The sequence below is a fragment of the Marinomonas sp. ABL3_031 genome, assembly GCF_056161265.1.
The window spans coordinates 107,854-126,019 of sequence record NZ_JBSWYU010000005.1; the positions used below are offsets into that span (position 1 = coordinate 107,854).

13 protein-coding genes are annotated in these 18,166 nt (G+C 43.3%); 5 read left to right on the forward strand and 8 right to left on the reverse strand.

All coding sequences use genetic code 11. The features are described 5' to 3' along the window. Positions 1–10 precede the first annotated feature (10 nt). From ACXAH2_RS07815 to ttdA, 4 genes are all read right to left on the reverse strand, one after another. The gene (locus tag ACXAH2_RS07815; RefSeq protein ID WP_475077668.1) at positions 11–2,203 is read right to left on the reverse strand and encodes a bifunctional diguanylate cyclase/phosphodiesterase; all 2,193 of its coding nucleotides are present in this window, start codon (positions 2,201–2,203) and stop codon (positions 11–13) included. 162 nt (positions 2,204–2,365) lie between these two features. Further along, on the reverse strand, positions 2,366–2,947 hold the full coding sequence (locus ACXAH2_RS07820; protein WP_475077669.1) for a HupE/UreJ family protein: 582 nt from the start codon (positions 2,945–2,947) through the stop codon (positions 2,366–2,368). Positions 2,948–3,135: 188 nt separating this feature from the next. Continuing rightward, positions 3,136–3,747, reverse strand: a complete 612-nt coding sequence (ttdB, locus tag ACXAH2_RS07825) for a L(+)-tartrate dehydratase subunit beta (RefSeq protein ID WP_475077670.1) — start codon at positions 3,745–3,747, stop codon at positions 3,136–3,138. Beyond that, the gene (ttdA, locus tag ACXAH2_RS07830) at positions 3,744–4,643 is read right to left on the reverse strand and encodes a L(+)-tartrate dehydratase subunit alpha (RefSeq protein ID WP_475077671.1); all 900 of its coding nucleotides are present in this window, start codon (positions 4,641–4,643) and stop codon (positions 3,744–3,746) included. Before ttdA ends, ttdB begins: the two co-directional genes overlap by 4 nt. Positions 4,644–4,753: 110 nt before the next feature. Here ttdA and ACXAH2_RS07835 point away from each other — a divergent pair, with 110 nt between their 5' ends. Next, complete coding sequence (locus tag ACXAH2_RS07835; protein WP_475077673.1) at positions 4,754–5,665, forward strand: LysR family transcriptional regulator; 912 nt, start codon at positions 4,754–4,756, stop codon at positions 5,663–5,665. A gap of 48 nt (positions 5,666–5,713) precedes the next feature. On the opposite strand, the gene ACXAH2_RS07840 is transcribed toward ACXAH2_RS07835, so the two are convergent. Continuing rightward, positions 5,714–7,666, reverse strand: a complete 1,953-nt coding sequence (locus tag ACXAH2_RS07840; protein ID WP_475077674.1) for a tripartite tricarboxylate transporter permease — start codon at positions 7,664–7,666, stop codon at positions 5,714–5,716. A gap of 16 nt (positions 7,667–7,682) precedes the next feature. Next, positions 7,683–8,651 (reverse strand): tripartite tricarboxylate transporter substrate binding protein, encoded by a 969-nt coding sequence (locus ACXAH2_RS07845; protein WP_475077675.1) that lies wholly within the window; start codon positions 8,649–8,651, stop codon positions 7,683–7,685. Positions 8,652–9,043: 392 nt separating this feature from the next. Here ACXAH2_RS07845 and ACXAH2_RS07850 point away from each other — a divergent pair, with 392 nt between their 5' ends. Beyond that, the gene (locus tag ACXAH2_RS07850; protein WP_475077676.1) at positions 9,044–9,613 is read left to right on the forward strand and encodes a hypothetical protein; all 570 of its coding nucleotides are present in this window, start codon (positions 9,044–9,046) and stop codon (positions 9,611–9,613) included. Between the two features lie 55 nt (positions 9,614–9,668). On the opposite strand, the gene ACXAH2_RS07855 is transcribed toward ACXAH2_RS07850, so the two are convergent. Both ACXAH2_RS07855 and ACXAH2_RS07860 read right to left on the reverse strand, forming a co-directional pair. Further along, positions 9,669–10,883 (reverse strand): ribose-phosphate diphosphokinase, encoded by a 1,215-nt coding sequence (locus tag ACXAH2_RS07855; RefSeq protein WP_475077678.1) that lies wholly within the window; start codon positions 10,881–10,883, stop codon positions 9,669–9,671. A 230-nt stretch (positions 10,884–11,113) separates the two neighbouring features. After that, entirely contained in the window at positions 11,114–12,637 is a 1,524-nt protein-coding gene (locus ACXAH2_RS07860; RefSeq protein ID WP_475077679.1) for a DUF3612 domain-containing protein, read from the reverse strand. A 145-nt stretch (positions 12,638–12,782) separates the two neighbouring features. On the opposite strand from ACXAH2_RS07860, the gene ACXAH2_RS07865 reads away from it, so the two are divergent. The 3 genes from ACXAH2_RS07865 (at position 12,783) to ACXAH2_RS07875 (ending at position 18,156) form a co-directional block, all read left to right on the forward strand. Beyond that, positions 12,783–14,954 (forward strand): malate synthase G, encoded by a 2,172-nt coding sequence (locus ACXAH2_RS07865; protein ID WP_475077680.1) that lies wholly within the window; start codon positions 12,783–12,785, stop codon positions 14,952–14,954. 71 nt (positions 14,955–15,025) lie between these two features. Next, the gene (locus ACXAH2_RS07870; protein WP_475077825.1) at positions 15,026–16,606 is read left to right on the forward strand and encodes an isocitrate lyase; all 1,581 of its coding nucleotides are present in this window, start codon (positions 15,026–15,028) and stop codon (positions 16,604–16,606) included. A gap of 134 nt (positions 16,607–16,740) precedes the next feature. Continuing rightward, positions 16,741–18,156, forward strand: coding sequence for an esterase-like activity of phytase family protein (locus ACXAH2_RS07875; protein WP_475077681.1), 1,416 nt, complete (start codon positions 16,741–16,743; stop codon positions 18,154–18,156). The last annotated feature ends 10 nt before the right edge of the window (positions 18,157–18,166 follow it).

The following is an 18,166-nucleotide window of genomic DNA, read 5'->3' on the forward strand; positions in this document are numbered from 1 at the left end:
AAAGAGAAAATTAATGGTGAATCAAATTCGGAGCGCGATTAAATTCAGCTTCTGACACCGCTTTACTAACATAAAACCCTTGCCCATAATCGCATTGGAATTCTGCTAACATTCGCCATTGTTGTTGTGTTTCTATGCCTTCTGCTAAGACGTTCAAATTCAGTTTGTGCGCCATGGCAATGATGGCTTCTACTATGTTGCGGTCATCTTCATTGTCCAAAAGCTCGCGAACAAAGTTTTTATCAATTTTGACTAAGTCAGCTGGTAGGTTTTTTAATTGAGCGAGGGAAGAGTAGCCTGTGCCAAAATCATCTATAGCAATATAAACGCCCATGTTTTTGAGATCTTGCAGTAAACTTTTGGCCAATTCAATGTCTTTTAAAATGTCTGTTTCTGTTATTTCAAATCCCAATAACTTGGCTTCCACTTGATATTTATTGAGCCAGTATTTTACGTGTTCAACAAACTTAGGATCAGCCAGTTGTTGTGACGCCAGATTGATGTGCATGGTAATGTTTGGCTGGTTGGTTTGTTTACGTCTTGCAAGATATTGGATAGCGGTTTCAATTACCCAATAGCCCATTTCAACTATCTCACCCGTGTGTTCTGCAAGAGGAACAAAATCGTTAGGAAAAATAAGTCCCTTCTCAGGGTGTTGCCAGCGAATAAGGGCTTCTGCACCTATTATCTGATTCGTATCAAGATCAAATTGTGGTTGATAAAATAATACAAACTCTTTATTTTTCATAGCATTAGATAAGTCGTCTTCTGCTTTGATTGTGTTGTGGGTATTGACTTTCATGCTTTCAGTATAAAAAGCGTATTGGTTTTTACCCAGTTGTTTAGCGTGATATAGAGCCATATCGGCATTTTGCATAATAGTGACCAGATCATAACCGTGTTCTGGAATCATAGCGACACCTAAGCTTGTGCTTAAGGTAAATTCCCTGTGATTGAGTTTAATGGGGGAGTGTACCGTGCGCAGAATTTTGTCAGCAAACTCTCGTACCGTTTTTTTGCTTTGTACGTCTCCCAATAAAATACCAAATTCATCTCCACCAAGGCGGACTACCTGATCAGAAATTCCTCTTAAGGTGTTTAGGCGGTTGGCGATAATGACTAATACTTGGTCGCCAATGTCATGGCCTACGGTATCATTGATGCGTTTAAAGTTATCCAGATCAAAGTAGATAAAGGCTGATATGCGGCTAAGTAATTGATTTTTGTAAAGGATATTAGGTAAGTTATCATGCAAATGTCGGCGATTGGGTAAGCTTGTTAAAGGATCACGATAAGCCATGTCTTGAAGTGCAATGGTTTTCTCTCGGACTTGCTTAGCGAGCCTCAAAGGTTGTATTAATAGGGCATATAATGCGCTAGACAAGAGGAGGCCGACTAATCCCGTGATCAGATAGCCATTAGTTCGAATGGCGCTTAGTTCATCGCCAATATTGCGGCTGATGGTTAATGTCCAAGTTCCTACAGGCAATACTATTTTGCTGGAGGAGCGAAGGCCTTCTAATGCTTGTTGAGAAGAAGATAAGGTAATGCGTTCTTTTTTATCATTGTGAGGGCGCCATAATTCATATTGATAACCATCTTGTGCAAGTTCTTTGAGTTGTGTCACTTTCAGCAAATTGTCTAGATACACTAGAGTAGAAGCAAAGCCCCAAAAGCTCTCTTTGGGTGTATCTCGGTTGAGATAAATGGGCGCGCGACTGATGACAGCAACACCTCCTTGAACTAAAGGGACTGGTCCAATAGCAGTCATTTTTTTACTGACAATAGAATCTTGTGTGGCTTCGTGATAGGGAGCACTGTTTATGATATCCAGACCAATGGCTTTTTCATTACCATGTAGGGGGAAGATTTTGGTGATAATGCCTTGTGGTGCAAGTTGGATATTTTCAATACCTCCAATAGATTGCATTAAGCGATTAGCGTAAGAATCAAACCAAGCGTATTGACCATTATGAAGCTCCACTTCATAAGACAAAATCTGCGCGGAGGTGAATGCCGAAGCCAAACGGCGCTCTAGTGCGGAAGCTTGTGAGCGAGATAAGCCATTTAATATGGAGGATTGTTGGTGACGAAAAGTATTAATAGAAGTCTGAGTCCAATAGCCGCCTAACAGTATAATCAAACAGAAGGTCATTACGACAATACCTAGAGCGATTGGTTGCTTGAGGATTGCGCCTTTCAATTCAACTTCCTTTCCAATTCAAACCTTCTCACAGCATATTATTAATTCCTTTCTTTAATAACCCATCTTTTTGTTAATTAATGTATTTAGTAAATGAAAAACGGCGATTACCGAATAGAAGGTAATCGCCGTTTGCTAGGTTATGAACCTCATGAAACAGAATTAAGCAAAGGCGAGGAAAGCACCTGCTAGAGTAATCAAGCTGCCTGCAATTCGGTTGATAACAGGCGCTTGGATACTTGCAACGACAGCACCAAATGCTATGCCCGTAGCATGTAACATTGCAGTAGCGATGGCAAAGCCAGTTGCATATTGAACGCCGTTAGCATTTAGCGGCATTTCCAAACCGTGTGCAGCGCCATGAAATATTGCAAAAGCAGCTACAATGGCTGCGCAGCTTGTTATAGACAATCTTACGCTGGCCAATAGCATAATACCCATGAATGCAACGGATAATAGAATGCCTTGTTCGATAAATGGAATGTGGACGCCAGCGACAGCCAAGCCACCACCAATTAACATAGTGACAACGAAGGCGGCAGGCACCGTCCAAACCGCTCGGCCACCTAGGCTTACCGCCCAGATACCAACGGCAACCATAGCGAGTAAGTGATCAAGACCGCCTAATGGATGAGAAAAACCAGACAAAAAACTGTTCGTATGTTCGTGCCCTGGATGGGCGAAAGCAAGAGCAGGTAAAGTGGCCATCATAGCCAGTACAAATTTCAGCGTATATTGACGCATGTTGTCTTCTCCAAATAGTAAATGATGATTGTTGGCCACCGCTCTTGCGGCTGGAACAGGGGAAGATTTTAACACAGCTTGGTGTCAGGTAAATTGAATGGCTTCAAAGTATGCTTGTTAAAGATTCAGTTAGCGCTGATGAATCTTAAAAATACGCCATCAAGTAAGATGGCGTGAAAAGAGTTAAGTTACTTGATGAATTTTACTTGGTCATGAATTTTCTGCAAAATGGCACCTTTACGTTCGTTAAAGGTTTTCTTATTTTCTTCAAAGATATTACGACCTTTTGAATCGATGGAAATAATAAGGGGGCCAAACTCACGAACGCGGCTAACCCAAAGGGTTTCAGGCATACCCAAGTCTTTCCATTCGGCTTGTTCAATCTCTTCTACTTTGGTTGCTGCCACGACGGCACAACCACCAGGAAACACGGCGTGAACCGCTTTGTTTTCGAGACAGCCTTTGGCCGTTTCTTCGCCCATGCCACCTTTACCTATGATAAGTTTGACACCGGTTTCGGCGATAAATTGGCGCTCAAATTTTTCCATACGCATACTCGTTGTAGGACCAATGGAAACCATTTCATAAGAACCGTCTTCTTTTTCTCGGACGATGGGGCCTGCGTGAAAAATGGCACCGTTTTTAATATCAACGGGTAATTTTTGTTTTAGCTCAATCAAACGGCGATGAGCAACATCACGACAAGTGACAAGATGACCCGTTAGATACACAATGTCGCCAACATTCAGCTCAGCTAAGGCTTCGTCAGAAATTGGGGTGGTTAGAATCTTCTTACTCATAGGGTGACTCCATCATGAGACAATACTTCATAGCTTAAATCTGGATTAAATTTGATGGTGCCACGACGGTGTGCCCAACAACCAGTCGATACCGCTACCCCAATAGTGGAAGGGTGACGAGCGGAGGACTCAATATTAACGCCCATTACTGTGTTATCACCTGTTAAGCCCTGTGGGCCGATTCCTACTTCATTTAGACCGCTCTCTAAAAGGTCTTCCATAAGTGCTGCTTTGGCATTCGGATTACGCGTATCTACCGGTCTTAAAATGGCTTTTTTTGAAAGACGTGCCGCCGTTTCCACTGAAGTGGAGACACCCACACCCACCAGTAGAGGAGGGCAAGCATTAATGCCGCGTGATGTAATGACGTCAAATACAAAGTCGGCAACGCCTTCGTAACCTTCACCTGGCATCAGTACTTTGGCTGAACCTGGTAAAGTGCAACCACCACCGGCCATATAGACTTCAATTGTCGCCGTGTCTTCACCGGGCACTATGTCCCAATCTAACCAAGGGATCTTGGAACCAGCATTGGTACCGGTATTTTTTTCGTCAAATGTTTCCACGGCATTGTGACGAAGTGGGCCTTTACGTGTGGCTTCCAGAGTGGCATTGCGTAAAATATCTTCCAGTTCACCCAGTAAAGGAAACTTAGCTCCTACTTTAATAAAGTACTGGATGACTCCTGTGTCCTGACAACTTGGGCGATCTAGTTTGTCCGCTGCTTCTTGGTTCTCTGCCATGGTGTCATAGATTTCGATGGCCATGGGATTTTTTTCTTTTTTACGCAGTTCGGCTTGCTTGTTTTTAACATCGCGTGGAAGACGTTTACCAATATAACTTGTAAACTTTGTCATGATGTCAGACATATACTCAACTGAGTTTTCGTGACTCATCAAAGCCTCCTTATTAACTTCTTTCTTACAAAAATGATGGATTAATTTTAGTATTTATTAATCAGGAAGGTTAGAATATAAGGAAATTCAGTCTTTCCCCGGAGGAATAAGTGGATACCTTATCAGAATTTACTTTTTTCATTACCTTATCTCGTAATGGGAGTTTATCTTCCACAGCACGTGAATTAAATTTAACGCCTTCGGCTGTTACAAAGCGTCTTTCAAATTTAGAGTCGCGTTTGGGAGTGCGTTTAATCAATAGAACCACCCGACGATTAAGTTTAACGAACGAAGGTGAGATATATTTAAAATATGTTAAAAACATTGTTAGTCAAATTGATGAAATGGAATCTGTTGTTTCGAAAAGGCGTGATTCCCCAAAGGGGTTATTAAGAGTCAATGCACCTTTGGGTTTTGGACGAAATTATATCGCTCCCATAGTGTCTGAATTTATTAATGAATACCCTGACATTGAAGTGCAGTTGATGTTGACTGATAGGCCTATCAGCCTTCCTGATGAGTCGATTGATGTCTGCATACGTTTTGGAACTGTGCCTGATTCACGTGCATTCGCTCGAAAAATTGCCCCTAATCGTCGTCTTATTTGCGCCTCTCCTAGCTATTTTGAAAAACGCGGTAAACCTGATTTTCCATCGGATTTATTGGAACACAACTGTATTGTTATCAAACAAAGTCAACAAGTTGCCACTGCATGGCGATTTAATTCAGATGATAATGAGGAGGTTATCAAGGTGAAAGGTAATCTGGTTACCAATGATGGTGAAATCGCTTTGCGATGGGCTTTGGATGGTCATGGTGTGGTCATGAGAGCTGAGTGGGATTTGGCAAAATACATACGACAAGGAAAGTTAGAAATAGCATTAGAAGAATACGAAACACCCAATGCAGATATATATGCGGTATATATGGAAAAATTAAATATATCAGCGAGAGTGACTTGTTTTTTAGATTATTTAAAAGACAGCTTTATCGGGGGTGATAATACACGATCTTTCTGGTAAACAAGTCACTCTTAATGCTGTAAGAAAAGTTTTATTTCTTAATTTATATTAGAAAAGCAACCCGCTAGGTAATCTTAATAATAATATTTCTTTCATAACAAAATAGAATAATAAAACAATGAGTATGGAGATTATTATATTTAATATAATGCGTATGGGCCTTTGCTTTTCAAAAGTGGATATGAACATGATGGTAATAAAAGCGATTGTAGCTGCTACGCCAAAACCTAATTTTGCCATGGAAATTGTCCACAATAAAATGACCAAGGAAACGCCTGCTTGTCTTTTATTCGGCAGAAGCCTAGCATTTTGATTAAATCCGTCCTTCTTAATTGCCAGTTTTACAAATAATACTATGGATAAGAAAATCATAGCACCAGCAATGTAGGATGGGAAAACAGCGCCTAAAATGGACATGTTTTTCGTATCATTGAATAACACCACACCCGCGGCAACCAATGCCAGTATAAAGATAAGAACACTGGGTTTATTGCTTGGTTCTTCAATGACTTCGCGTTTTTGCTGTTTTCGTGCTGCTAAAATTGGGAACAACAAGGCAATAACACAACAGATAATGATGCCGATCGAGATAGGACGACCAAAGAACATTTCTAATGTGCGACCTTGAGCAGAGCCAATTAAGTAGGTTTGTACAAAGCCTTGTTCGGCGATTTTACCTAACACCAAACCCAATACGATTGGCGAAGCGCTGAAGCCAAGTTTCGCTAAGAACCATGCGACAATACCCAATACAAACATTACGAAAGTATCATGTGGGTTGCTGTGGATGGCATAACTACCTATCACGGTCAGGAAGGCCACACAAGGAACCAAAAGCTCTTTTGGGGTTTTAGAGATGGATTTATAGGCGTATTTACCTAAGATCAATCCCACGGGGAGCATGAGTAAGGTGGCAATGATTAAGCCATAAATAAAGGTATAAACAATGCTGCCTTGATCGGTAAACAAAGAAGGCCCTGTTTTGATACCTTGTACCAGCAATGCACCCAAAATAATGGCGTCTGGTGGTGTTCCTGGAATACCCAAAACCAAAGTAGGGATGAAGCCACCGCCAACCGTGGCGTTATTGGCAGATTCCGTTGCCACTATGCCTTCTGGAGCACCCTTACCAAATGTTTCAGACTCTTTTGAACTACGACGCGCCTCGGTGTACGCCACCAAACCCGCAATGGAACCACCTGCGCCAGGTAGAATACCCACCACAGTACCAATGACAGAACTGCGTAACAGATTAAATTTACGTTTTAAAATCAGCCCAAAGGCTTCCGCTAATGAAGATTGGCCCTTGATGGATTCAAATTTTAAGTGTGGCGCTTTGGTAGCCACCAAATCAATGATGACTGGGATACAGTATAAACCAATGATGGCAGAGGTAAGATCAATGCCGCCAAGTAAGGAAACTTGATCAAAAGTAAAGCGTACATCACCGCCAACAACGGCAACGCCAACGGCAGAAAGCAATAAGCCGATACAAGCGCCTATTAAGCCTTTTAGCGTGTTGCCAACGGATAATGCGGAAATCAATGTAAGGCCAAATACGGCCATCCAGAAATATTCAGATGGGCCAAATGCCAATGCGACTTCGGCAAGAGGGGGAGCAAGGAATAACAAAGCTAAACCACCGACTAAACCACCGCCAACAGAAGCTAAGGTTGCCAAGGAGATGGCTAAAGCCCCTTTACCTTGTTTTGCCAGAGGATAACCATCAAAGGTAGTCGCAATAGCAGAGGGTGTGCCGGGAGTATTTACCAATATGGCCGCGAAAGCGCCACCATAGATTGCCCCAGTGTATATGGCCCCTAGTACGATGAGGCCAGAAGCTGGCCCCATCACATAGGTAAATGGCACTAAGACAGCAACAGCCATTGTTGCAGAAAGCCCAGGCATGGCACCTATAATGGTACCGGCAATTACGCCCACTAATGCTAACAAAAGGTTAAGTGGCGTAAGGGCTTCAATTAAATAGCTTACTAGTTCCATTTAAATTACCTATTCGTTACTTGATTAAGCCCAAAAGTTGCGCGACGCCTTGGTACTCAGCTTTATTTGCCTCGATAAATGCATCCATATTTTGGTAGGAGATATCGGTTAGTACGAAGCCATTGTCTTCCATTTTCTTGACAAACTCTGGGTCTTTGTTGATTTTACCAACGATATCAGAGAGTTTTTGGCGAACGTCTTCAGGAGTGGACTTAGGTACAGCAACACCACGGTATGCACCACCAACTAGATCAATACCTAACTCTTTGAAAGTAGGAACGTCAGGAAATGCGGATAGTCGATTTTCAGAAGACACTGCAAGCATGCGTAATTTGTCGCCAGCACTTGCCCCCGATGTTGCATAAGCAAAACCGGCTGCGACCTGACCACCCATTAACGACGTCATCGCAGGTCCGATACCGCTGAATGGTACGTAAGTCGAGGTGATACCAGTCAACTTATCAAAGGTTGCTTGACCAATGTGGTTTGCAGAATTTGAACCAGAACCAGCAAACGTAACCATGCCTGGGTTTTTCTTACCGAAGTCAATCAGTTGACCTAAGTCTTTAAACTGACTGTTGGCTGGTACAAAGATCGCATTAGGGGTGTAGTGGAAATAGTAAAGAGGAGTCAGCTCGTCCGTGGTGTAGCCCGAATCTTTAACGATAGGTTGCATAATACTGTGAGGGATGTTGATTCCCATGATGGTGTAACCATCACCCTCCATGCCGTTTAATTGTGACCAAGCTACTGCACCACCGGCACCTGGCATGTATTGAATGACCGTTTGGACTCCAGCGTATTTTTCAAATACGGATTGCTGAAAGCGAGCAGACAGATCTGATTCACCACCAGCATTAAATGGAATGATGTAGTTGATCGGTTTGCTAGGAAAGTCATTTGCCACCGCGCTTGTTGCCGTTACACCAAGCGTGAAGGCCGCTAGCAAAGGAACGAAAATTGATTTTAAGTTCTTATTTTTCATGATATTCGCCTTTTTTAATTATAGTAAGCGATAAAAACTATAACGGATATAAAAGACCTTACAACAAACATGGGTTAATACATTTTTGAAAATAATTCAATAATAGGTTATTTGCTATATTTTTATCTGCACGGCTTGATATTACTTAGCATCATATCCTTTACCGTTTTAAAGGTCACCTAAGTAGAATTAGAGAGTCGAATTAGAGAGTTGAATTAGAGGGAGGTTTTCAGTTCCTATTGTTTTTGGGGATTATGATTTAGCACATTGATAGTCAAAAGTTTGGGAATTTTATCTGCTTCGTTGAGCGCCATATGGTAAAGTGGCGCCTATTATGAATACTTGTAAAGTGGATTTATCTGCTTTGTTGTCTCTCCAGATAGGATAAGTTCGTGTCAGATACACAGCGTAAACAGTTAGAAAAACTTCGCGCAGCATGGTTACCTGCTGTTGAATTTTTGTTTGGTGAAGCGGCACCGCAGGCCCAATTTGATGGCTTTGAAATAGGGCAAGATATCGCCAAACCTGCTGCTATTCTCGATCAATCTACTCCATACCAATACAAAATTCTGATTCCTGTACACAGTTTTTCCAATCAGGTAATTTTATTAGCAGATCTAATACAGGAAATGGTTAAAGGCCTTTGGCCAATGGAAACAGCAGAGAGTCCGAGTAATTTGTGTGAGGGCGCTGCGGTATTTGGTGCCATCACGGGTATAAAGCAAGTATTCGGAGAAGAAAGTGTTGATTCTTATTTAAATGCATTAAAGGAGCAGGCGTTTGCTTATTATGATGCTTTTTCCTATGTGGCTGTGTTGTTGGCTGATGACCCGCAAGCAATCAAAAAGCTACGAGGCATTCAGCCACTTTTATACAAAGTAGAAAAGGCAGATTTTGACCAAGCCGGATTGGCAATAGAAAGAAAAATGAGAGACATTTTATTACTGACTTTTCGAGGTTAATTGGAAAAACTATCATCAAAAAAGGCCGCGATTGCGGCCTTTTTATTGGCTGTCATTATTTTGTTTGAAGTTCTTGCAGCTCTTCACTGAACCAGATTTTGCGCTTAAAACGAGGGTTCTTTGAAGACATGTCGATCTTGTAAGGATTTGGCTCTTGATGATCTGGTAATCCCAAAATGTGACACAACTCTTGCGCGAGCCATTTTTCTACTTTCAACACCACCATCTTTTTACGTAAACGACCTTGCTCATCGCGGTTTAGAATGGTTGGTAAGGTATTGAGAGTGAGAATCTCACCCAGCGCAGGATGTGACATGCGCTCGCGGCCTTCGTCACTGGCGTAGAAGTGAGATACGGCAAAGACCATACGTTGTGGATTAATTTGACGCAAAAATTGACAAGATTTCACCACGGTTGACCCAGTACGAACCATGTCGTCAAACAAGATGATGCTGGCACCGTCTAGGCCATCAAATGTGTGTTCACTTTCTTTGTGAAGGGTGATTTCGACTTTACGCTCTGCCGTACGTTCTTTGTCCAACATGATGAATTTGGCTTTGCTCAAACCGAGGCGGTTAAACATTTCTTTAACGAAGTCGCGTGCACCTTTGTCTGGTGCACACAAGACTAAGCCTTCACCTTTAGGGCCGTAATGCAAAATGTCTGAGTTGAGTAGGTAGTGAGCGTAGATTTCGTAGGGGATGAGGTTGTGGAAGTCGCCTTGGAAGACTTGGCTGAAGATTTTCTGCACCGATTCGGAGTGGTTATGAATCGTCATGACCGTATCAACGCCGGAAAGCTTCAATAGCTGAGCATACAGCTTGGCGGTGAAGGGTTGACCGTCGAATTTTTTGATATCGTAAATATCGCGCTCGAAACTGGTTTCCCCTAAGTCTTTGCTTGGTCCCCGATCTTGTGCACTGTAAAACAAGTCTGGCTCTACCAAAATAACGCGCTCCGCGCCATTCTCTTTGGCTGCTCTGGCAATGATCATGTTGGCCATGGCCAGTTCTTGACGACTCTTAATATGGCTGTTGGTACTGACAATGACGACAGATTTGCCATTCAGTTTTTGGCCTATGTTTTCGAAGTCTTGTTCGTCTGAAATGAAGCGGGGGCAGAATTCTGAATTCATGAACTGCTTCATACTGATTAGGTCTGCTATGTCATCAAATTGGCCCATGGCGTAGGCAATATCAATGGCAAAGGGGTTATCAGAAGAGTTACTTACAACTACGACATTAGTTGACTGACTGGTCGACATAGTCATGAAAGATCCTTAACTAAGGGATAGGGGAAATTTGGTGCAATTCTAATACGAGTTGAGTTGTTTCGATAGAGCTGAAAGCAGAGAAAAGGTAAATTTTCTCTGCTTTGCTGACTTTCTATTTCTCTCTTCTGAACTGTCAAAATGGATTTTTATGACTGATTCACTGTAGCCATTCTCTTTTTAAAGGCCAAATTTACCTATTAATCAAAATGATTCGAATATTTGCTCACTTACTGACCACATTGGCGGTAACAGCTGGGTGATCTTGGGCACACTGAACCTCGTGAGCAAATTACTCTGGCGTCACTTTCTATGCCGCGTTCAACCCAGTTAATGTTGAGGATGCGTGCCACACTCATCAAATCCTTTTTGATACTGCGCGGAATGGGCGCGGAGCCGTCGCGACCTACACAAGCGTCTTTTAAATCATTGGCAATACTCAGCGCGTCTTTGCCTTGTGCTATGATGGCTGGGTTTAAATCAATGCCTGAACAAAGCACATGACTTTTGCCCGATAAGTCTTCCACCTTGATAGATTCACAAGCGTATATGCGCGCTTCATCACCCACATTTAATATGGAAATTTGTGCTGAAGTGCCGGTGAAATTCTCATTTATCATGCGAAATACCGCCCAATGTTGACAAGGATCTTCAACCAAGCTCATATTGCCCCAAGGCAAAGGTATGCCATTGCCGCGATAGACAGCCTTAAGTTTTCCAGGTGCGTAGGCATCAAAATAATGCCAGTGTGGGTAGGGTGAAGTGGCTGTCATGCGACGCATGGCAACGGATTCAGAGACACCAGCGAGTTTGGCTGTATTGATTTCATAGCCATTACGATCGAGCAACTGCCTAAAGGGAACTTTAGGACACAACAATGCTCCAGCAAAGAAGCTGCACTCGAAGTCACGCCAGGCTAATAAAATATCTTGCGCGTCCATACCAGCGCTATGTGATTTCAAGTTTCTGTCTTGGATTGGGGTAATTTCATTGCGACCTGTTACTAGGACATTTTTGACACCGTCTTTATCGTGCAAAACCGCATGACCTATGTGTACTGCCAAATTGTATTTCAGACGTTGAGTCTGCTTTTTCATGATGTGATTGATGTAGATGGTACTCGGCGGATCAAAAAAAGAAGTAACGACATGGTTTTCATCAATGCCCATGTTTTCTAATACAGATAATGGGGTTTTGCGAAACCATTTTATCTGCATGCCCATTTGTTTTGTGATGGCAATTAATTCATCAATGCTCAGTGGCAAGCGTTTTAAGCCGACTTCTTCTGCAGCTCTTTCTAGGTCAGGGAAGTGATTCTGGTGATGCTCTTGGTGTGCCCGAATCAGCAGATGGGCAAATTGGCGTCCACTGGTGCCGGTTTGAGACAGCATTTCCGGTATAGCAATTTGCAAAATTTCATTGGAAAACAGAAAGTTAGGTTCTAGCGCCATGCCGTTAATACCACCACCAGAACCTTTTGATGGGGTGATGGCTTCCTCTTCCGGAATATCGTCCAAAAACCAACTAACGGTTTTTTGGAAAACCTCCGCAATGACTTTTAAAACCTCTTCACTGGGGACTCGTTTGCCTCTTTCTATCATGGACAAATACGAAACCGATGGTGCGGATTCTGGGTCGAGTTTGATGCAACGGGATGACAAGTCTTCCATCGTCAAACGGTTACGTTTTCTAAGGTTGCGGATTTTTGTGCCAAGAAAATGGGCTTTGCGATTTAAGCTATTTTTATTTTTCATTTTTGTAAAATTTACACTGTGTAATTCTTATTGTGAAATTTTAGATTAGTCCGGCATAGACTATAAATCAAGCAAGTGATCAGGCATTTGTGAAAGCACATTGATTGAATGTGGTTTGATGAAGATAAGAATAAAGGTAACCAACATGACTATGCCGCAACCCAAAAATAATAGTGTGATACAGCCCGACTTTAGTCGCTTCATCAACGAAGAAGTATTGCCATTGCACCAGATGGACGCCAATCAATTCTGGCAAGATTTTTCGCAATTGATTGATGACCTATCGCCCATTAACCGCCAACTTTTGGCAAAACGTGACAGCTTACAACAACAAATTGATGACTGGCATCTGGCGCGCAAAGGCCAACCAATGGACGTCAATGAGTATGAGGCGTTTCTGCGAGACATTGGCTACTTGGTAGAAGAGGGTGAGGATTTCACCATCACGACCACAAATGTAGACGATGAAATTGCCAAGCTAGCAGGGCCGCAATTGGTTGTGCCGGTTAAAAATGCACGTTTTGCTTTGAACGCTGCCAATGCGCGTTGGGGCAGTTTATACGATGCCTTTTATGGCACAGATGTGATTGCCAAAAGCCATGGCCTAGAGACAGATAAAGGCTATAACCCAGCTCGAGGAGAGGCGGTCATCGCCAAGGCCAAAGCATTTTTGGACGAGGTTTTTCCATTAGAAAATGGCTCTCACCAAGATGTGTCCAGTTATGTTGTTTATTACCATCATTTGTTGGCATTCTTTGACGATGGCAGTCAATCTGGCTTGAAACAAGCTTGTCAGCTGGTGGCAGTAAATGGTCAGCGCAGTGAACCTGAAGCCATTTTATTGCGCAACAATGGTTTGCATGTGGAAATCCAGTTTGACCGAAATGGTGTAAATGGCGCGAAAGATAAAGCCAATATTAATGACATTCTTATTGAATCGGCGTTGAGTACCATCATTGACTGCGAAGACTCCGTCGCTGCGGTGGATACGGAAGACAAAATAGAGGTGTACCGGAATTGGCTTGGTTTAATGCAAGGCACGTTAGAAGCCAGCTTCAAAAAAGACGGCGAAATTCACACCCGCCGTATGAATCCAGATAAACACTTTACGGATCTGGATGGCCAAGCTTATCCATTGCATGGCCGTTCATTGCTCTTAGTTCGTAATGTAGGCCATTTAATGGAATGTGACTTGATGCAAGATGGCTTGGGCAATTTTGTACCAGAAGGCATTGTCGATGCAGTAGTCACTTCCTTGATAGCGGCTTTGGATTTGAAGAAATCCGAAGGCTTACGTAACAGTCGTACCGGCAGTATTTACATTGTAAAACCGAAAATGCACGGCCCAGAAGAAGTGGCATTCAGTTGTGAATTATTTTCTCGTGTTGAAGACATGCTGGGCTTAGCCAGAAACACGCTGAAAATCGGCATTATGGACGAAGAGCGTCGCACTAGCTTGAATCTCAAAGCATGCATTCGTGCTGCCAAAGAAAGAGTGGTGTTTATCAATACTGGTTTCTTGGACAGAACCGGTGACGAGATTCATACCAGCATGCAAGAGGGGGCTTTCCTACCAAAGGAACAAATCAAAACTCAGGCTTGGATACAAGCTTATGAGAACCGCAACGTGGAAATTGGTTTGGCTTGTGGTTTATCCGGTCGAGCGCAAATCGGTAAGGGCATGTGGGCCATGCCAGATGAAATGGCAGCCATGATGGGAGCTAAGTTAGCCCACCCTAAATCCGGTGCGAATACGGCTTGGGTGCCATCACCTACCGCGGCGACTTTGCATGCTTTGCATTATCACCAAATAGATGTGTTTGCGCGTCAGGAAAGAGTGAAGCAGCGCACGCCTGCCAGTCTTAAAGATTTGCTGACAGTGCCTTTAATTCCCGACAACTTGACCTTGTCTGAGCAAGTAATTGAGCGCGAAGTGGATAACAACATTCAAGGTTTATTGGGCTACGTTGTGCGTTGGGTAGAAGACGGTGTGGGCTGCTCTAAAGTACCGGACATTAACAATGTTGGACTGATGGAAGACAGAGCCACGTTACGCATATCCAGTCAGCATTTAGCCAATTGGTTATTGCATGGCATCTGTTCACCACAGCAAGTGGAAGCCTCTATGAAGCGCATGGCCAAGATTGTGGATGATCAAAATCAGTCAACACCCGATTATCGTCCATTGTTGTCCGAACAAGGCATCAGTCAGGCATTTAAAGCGGCTCATGACTTGATTTTTAAAGGCGTCATTCAAGCCAATGGTTACACCGAACCTTTGCTACATGCTTATCGATTAAAAGTAAAACAAGCGTGAATGTCACGAATACATAATTCAATTTAACACCATAAAGAGCGAGAAATACTATGATAACTTATAAAAATAAAATGCAACAAGCGAATCAACTTATTGGTCAACAAGCCACTTGGGGCGGCATGAATGCGGAATACGTTGCGCGTATGCAACTGCAAAACCGTTTTCACACAGGTGTTGATATTGCCAAATACACAGCCAAAGTAATGCGTGAAGACATGGCGCGTTACGATCAAGATGCGGCTAACTACACCCAGTCTTTGGGCTGCTGGCACGGTTTCATTGGTCAGCAAAAAATGATTTCCATTAAGAAGCACTTTGGCACAACACGCACTCGTTACCTGTACCTTTCTGGTTGGATGGTGGCCGCTATGCGCTCCGAGTTTGGTCCGCTGCCTGATCAGTCTATGCATGAAAAAACGTCAGTGCCGGCTTTGATTGAAGAGCTTTACACCTTCTTGAAGCAAGCGGATGCCCGTGAGTTGCAACACTTGTTTAAAGAGCTGGATGACGCCAGAGCCGCTGGTGATCAAGTGCGTGAACAAGCTGCTCAAGAAAACATCGATAATTTTGAAACTCATGTGGTGCCAATCATTGCCGACATTGATGCGGGTTTCGGTAATGAAGAAGCGACGTATTTGTTGGCGAAGAAAATGATTGAAGCGGGGGCCTGCTGTATTCAGATTGAAAACCAAGTATCGGATGCAAAACAATGTGGTCACCAAGACGGTAAAGTCACCGTGCCTCACGAAGATTTTCTCGCCAAGATCAATGCGGTGCGTTACGCCTTCCTTGAACTGGGCGTAGATGATGGTGTGATTGTGGCGCGTACTGACTCATTGGGTGCCGGTCTGACTCAGAAAATTCCTGTGTCACAAACGCCTGGCGACTTGGCGGAGCAATACAGTGCCTTTATTGATGGTGAAGAAGTGACTTCTTTAGAGCAAATGCAATCTGGCGATATGTTGTTGAAGCAAGGTGACAAATGCATTAAGCCAACTCGTTTGGCGAATGGTCTAGTGCGCTTTAAGCCGAACACTGGAGCGGATCGAGTGGTATTGGATTGCATTACCTCCTTGCAGCACGGTGCGGATCTTCTTTGGATCGAAACGGAGAAACCACACATTGGTCAGATTGCTGAGCTGGTAAACCGTATTCGTGACGTGGTACCAAATGCCAAGTTGGTGTACAACAACAGTCCATCCTTTAACTGGACGTTAAACTTCCGTCAGCAAGTATTCGATGCTTGGCAAGCAGCAGGGAAAGACACCAGTGGATATGATCGTGATCGTCTGATGTCACAAGAGTACGATGGTACAACCTTGTCTGATGAAGCTGACGAACGTATTCGTAGCTTCCAGCGTGATGCGGCAGCGCAAGCAGGGATTTTCCATCACTTGATTACCTTGCCTACTTACCATACAGCGGCTTTGTCGACGGATAATCTGGCAAAAGATTACTTTGGTGAGCAGGGTATGTTGGGCTACGTAAAAGAAGTACAACGCAAGGAGATTCGTCAAGGTCTAGCTTGTGTGAAACACCAAGACATGTCTGGATCGAATATTGGTGATGATCATAAAGAGTACTTCTCAGGCGACAACGCGCTGAAAGCCTCTGGTAAAGACAACACCATGAATCAATTTGCAGCCATCTAACCACTAGGGAGAGACAAAAAGCTCAGCGTGTTCCCCCGCTGGGCTTTTTGTTGTCTTGTAAACGTCATCAAAGCGTCATGGCTATTTTTTAGGCTGGTTAGGTATTTCATTTCAAACAAAGGGGATAGGCTGTAATGATAAGTAGAACTTGGTTAGTTGGTGTGGTGTCGGTGATTGTGTTGAATGGTTGCGCAAGTCAGGCTTCATCATCAGGAAAAGGTGCTACTCAATTTGTTGATGGCTTTCCCAAACAAGGCAGTGACTTACCTTATACTCTTCTTCGTGATGATCTTATTGATGGTAAATCAGGACAGACATTTGAAATACGTAATGGCGGTTTTGGCTCAGCCATGACGGCTCACCCCGAGAATGCCAATCAGTTTTACGCACTGACAGATCGTGGCCCAAACGCGAATTACACTGGTGACTATGGTAAGGGAAAAGCCTTTCCTGTAGCAGATTACACACCTCGAATTGGTTTGTTTGAAGTAAAAGGTGATGGGCAAATTAAGCTGCTAAAAAGTATTTTACTAAAACGTCCGGATGGCAGTCTTATTTCTGGCTTGCCGAATACTTCCGCACTGGGCGGAACGGGAGAAACGCCATATCACTCTAATGGTCAGCCTGTACTAATGGACGATACTAAACCCTATGATGTGCAAACGAATCCAATCAAATTAGACGATTATGGTTTGGATGGGGAAGGTCTCGTTGCTTTAACAGACGGCAGTTTTTGGGTTAGCGATGAATACGGCCCACACATAGTGCACTTTGATGCTGAGGGTGTTGAGATAGAAAGAATCAATCCGTTTTTACAAGACTCTCGCACTACTTACTCTTTGCCAGCTGTGTTCCAGCATCGTCGTGCGAACCGGGGGATGGAAGGATTAGCCATCACACCAGATGAGCAAATTCTCGTAGGGATTTTGCAGTCCACCATGCGAAATCCTGATAAGGCTGCGCAAAAGGGCAATTTAACTCGTATTGTGACGCTTGATTTGGCAACAGGAAAAACCGAGCAATATTTGTATCGTCAGAATAAAAATGAAAATTCGAACTCAGAAATTGCGGCCTTGAATGCATCACAATTTTTAGTCATTGAACGTGACGGCAGTTTTTTATTTGGTGGTCCGAAGAAAGCCAATCCCAATGCACAAAAGCAGGTATATCGAATTGATTTGTCTTCAGGTACGCCACTTTCCAGCGTTGAATTATCGAATAGCATGCAGCGCGATGAACATTATGGCTTGTTGATAGAAGGCTTAACCTTGGAACAATTTGCTCAGCAAAAAGGCTGGCAAGCTTTGGCTGAATACGGCATTAAGCCTGTGAGCAAATCTCTGGTCGTCGATATGGTCGATGAAGTGGCTTATCCTCACGACAAGATGGAAGGGTTATGGGTCATTGATGATCATCATCTTGGTGTATTGAATGATGACGACTTTGCGACTTGGTCAACAAAAGGTCAATTAGAACAAAAGCGTCTGGATGAAGATCGAGTTGATGTGAATCATTTGTACATTATTGAAGCAGACTTACTGCCAAGATAAGCGGCGTGTT

What these genes read in the sequence shown, in the direction of transcription:
- ACXAH2_RS07820 (WP_475077669.1), bottom strand. Translation starts at nt 2,947, where the DNA reads ATGCGTCAATATACGCTGAAATTTGTACTGGCTATGATGGCCACTTTA.
- ttdB (WP_475077670.1), bottom strand. Translation starts at nt 3,747, where the DNA reads ATGAGTAAGAAGATTCTAACCACCCCAATTTCTGACGAAGCCTTAGCT.
- ttdA (WP_475077671.1), bottom strand. Translation starts at nt 4,643, where the DNA reads ATGAGTCACGAAAACTCAGTTGAGTATATGTCTGACATCATGACAAAG.
- ACXAH2_RS07840 (WP_475077674.1), bottom strand. Translation starts at nt 7,666, where the DNA reads ATGGAACTAGTAAGCTATTTAATTGAAGCCCTTACGCCACTTAACCTT.
- ACXAH2_RS07845 (WP_475077675.1), bottom strand. Translation starts at nt 8,651, where the DNA reads ATGAAAAATAAGAACTTAAAATCAATTTTCGTTCCTTTGCTAGCGGCC.
- ACXAH2_RS07855 (WP_475077678.1), bottom strand. Translation starts at nt 10,883, where the DNA reads ATGACTATGTCGACCAGTCAGTCAACTAATGTCGTAGTTGTAAGTAAC.
- ACXAH2_RS07860 (WP_475077679.1), bottom strand. Translation starts at nt 12,637, where the DNA reads ATGAAAAATAAAAATAGCTTAAATCGCAAAGCCCATTTTCTTGGCACA.
- ACXAH2_RS07865 (WP_475077680.1), top strand. Translation starts at nt 12,783, where the DNA reads ATGACTATGCCGCAACCCAAAAATAATAGTGTGATACAGCCCGACTTT.
- ACXAH2_RS07870 (WP_475077825.1), top strand. Translation starts at nt 15,026, where the DNA reads ATGCAACAAGCGAATCAACTTATTGGTCAACAAGCCACTTGGGGCGGC.
- ACXAH2_RS07875 (WP_475077681.1), top strand. Translation starts at nt 16,741, where the DNA reads ATGATAAGTAGAACTTGGTTAGTTGGTGTGGTGTCGGTGATTGTGTTG.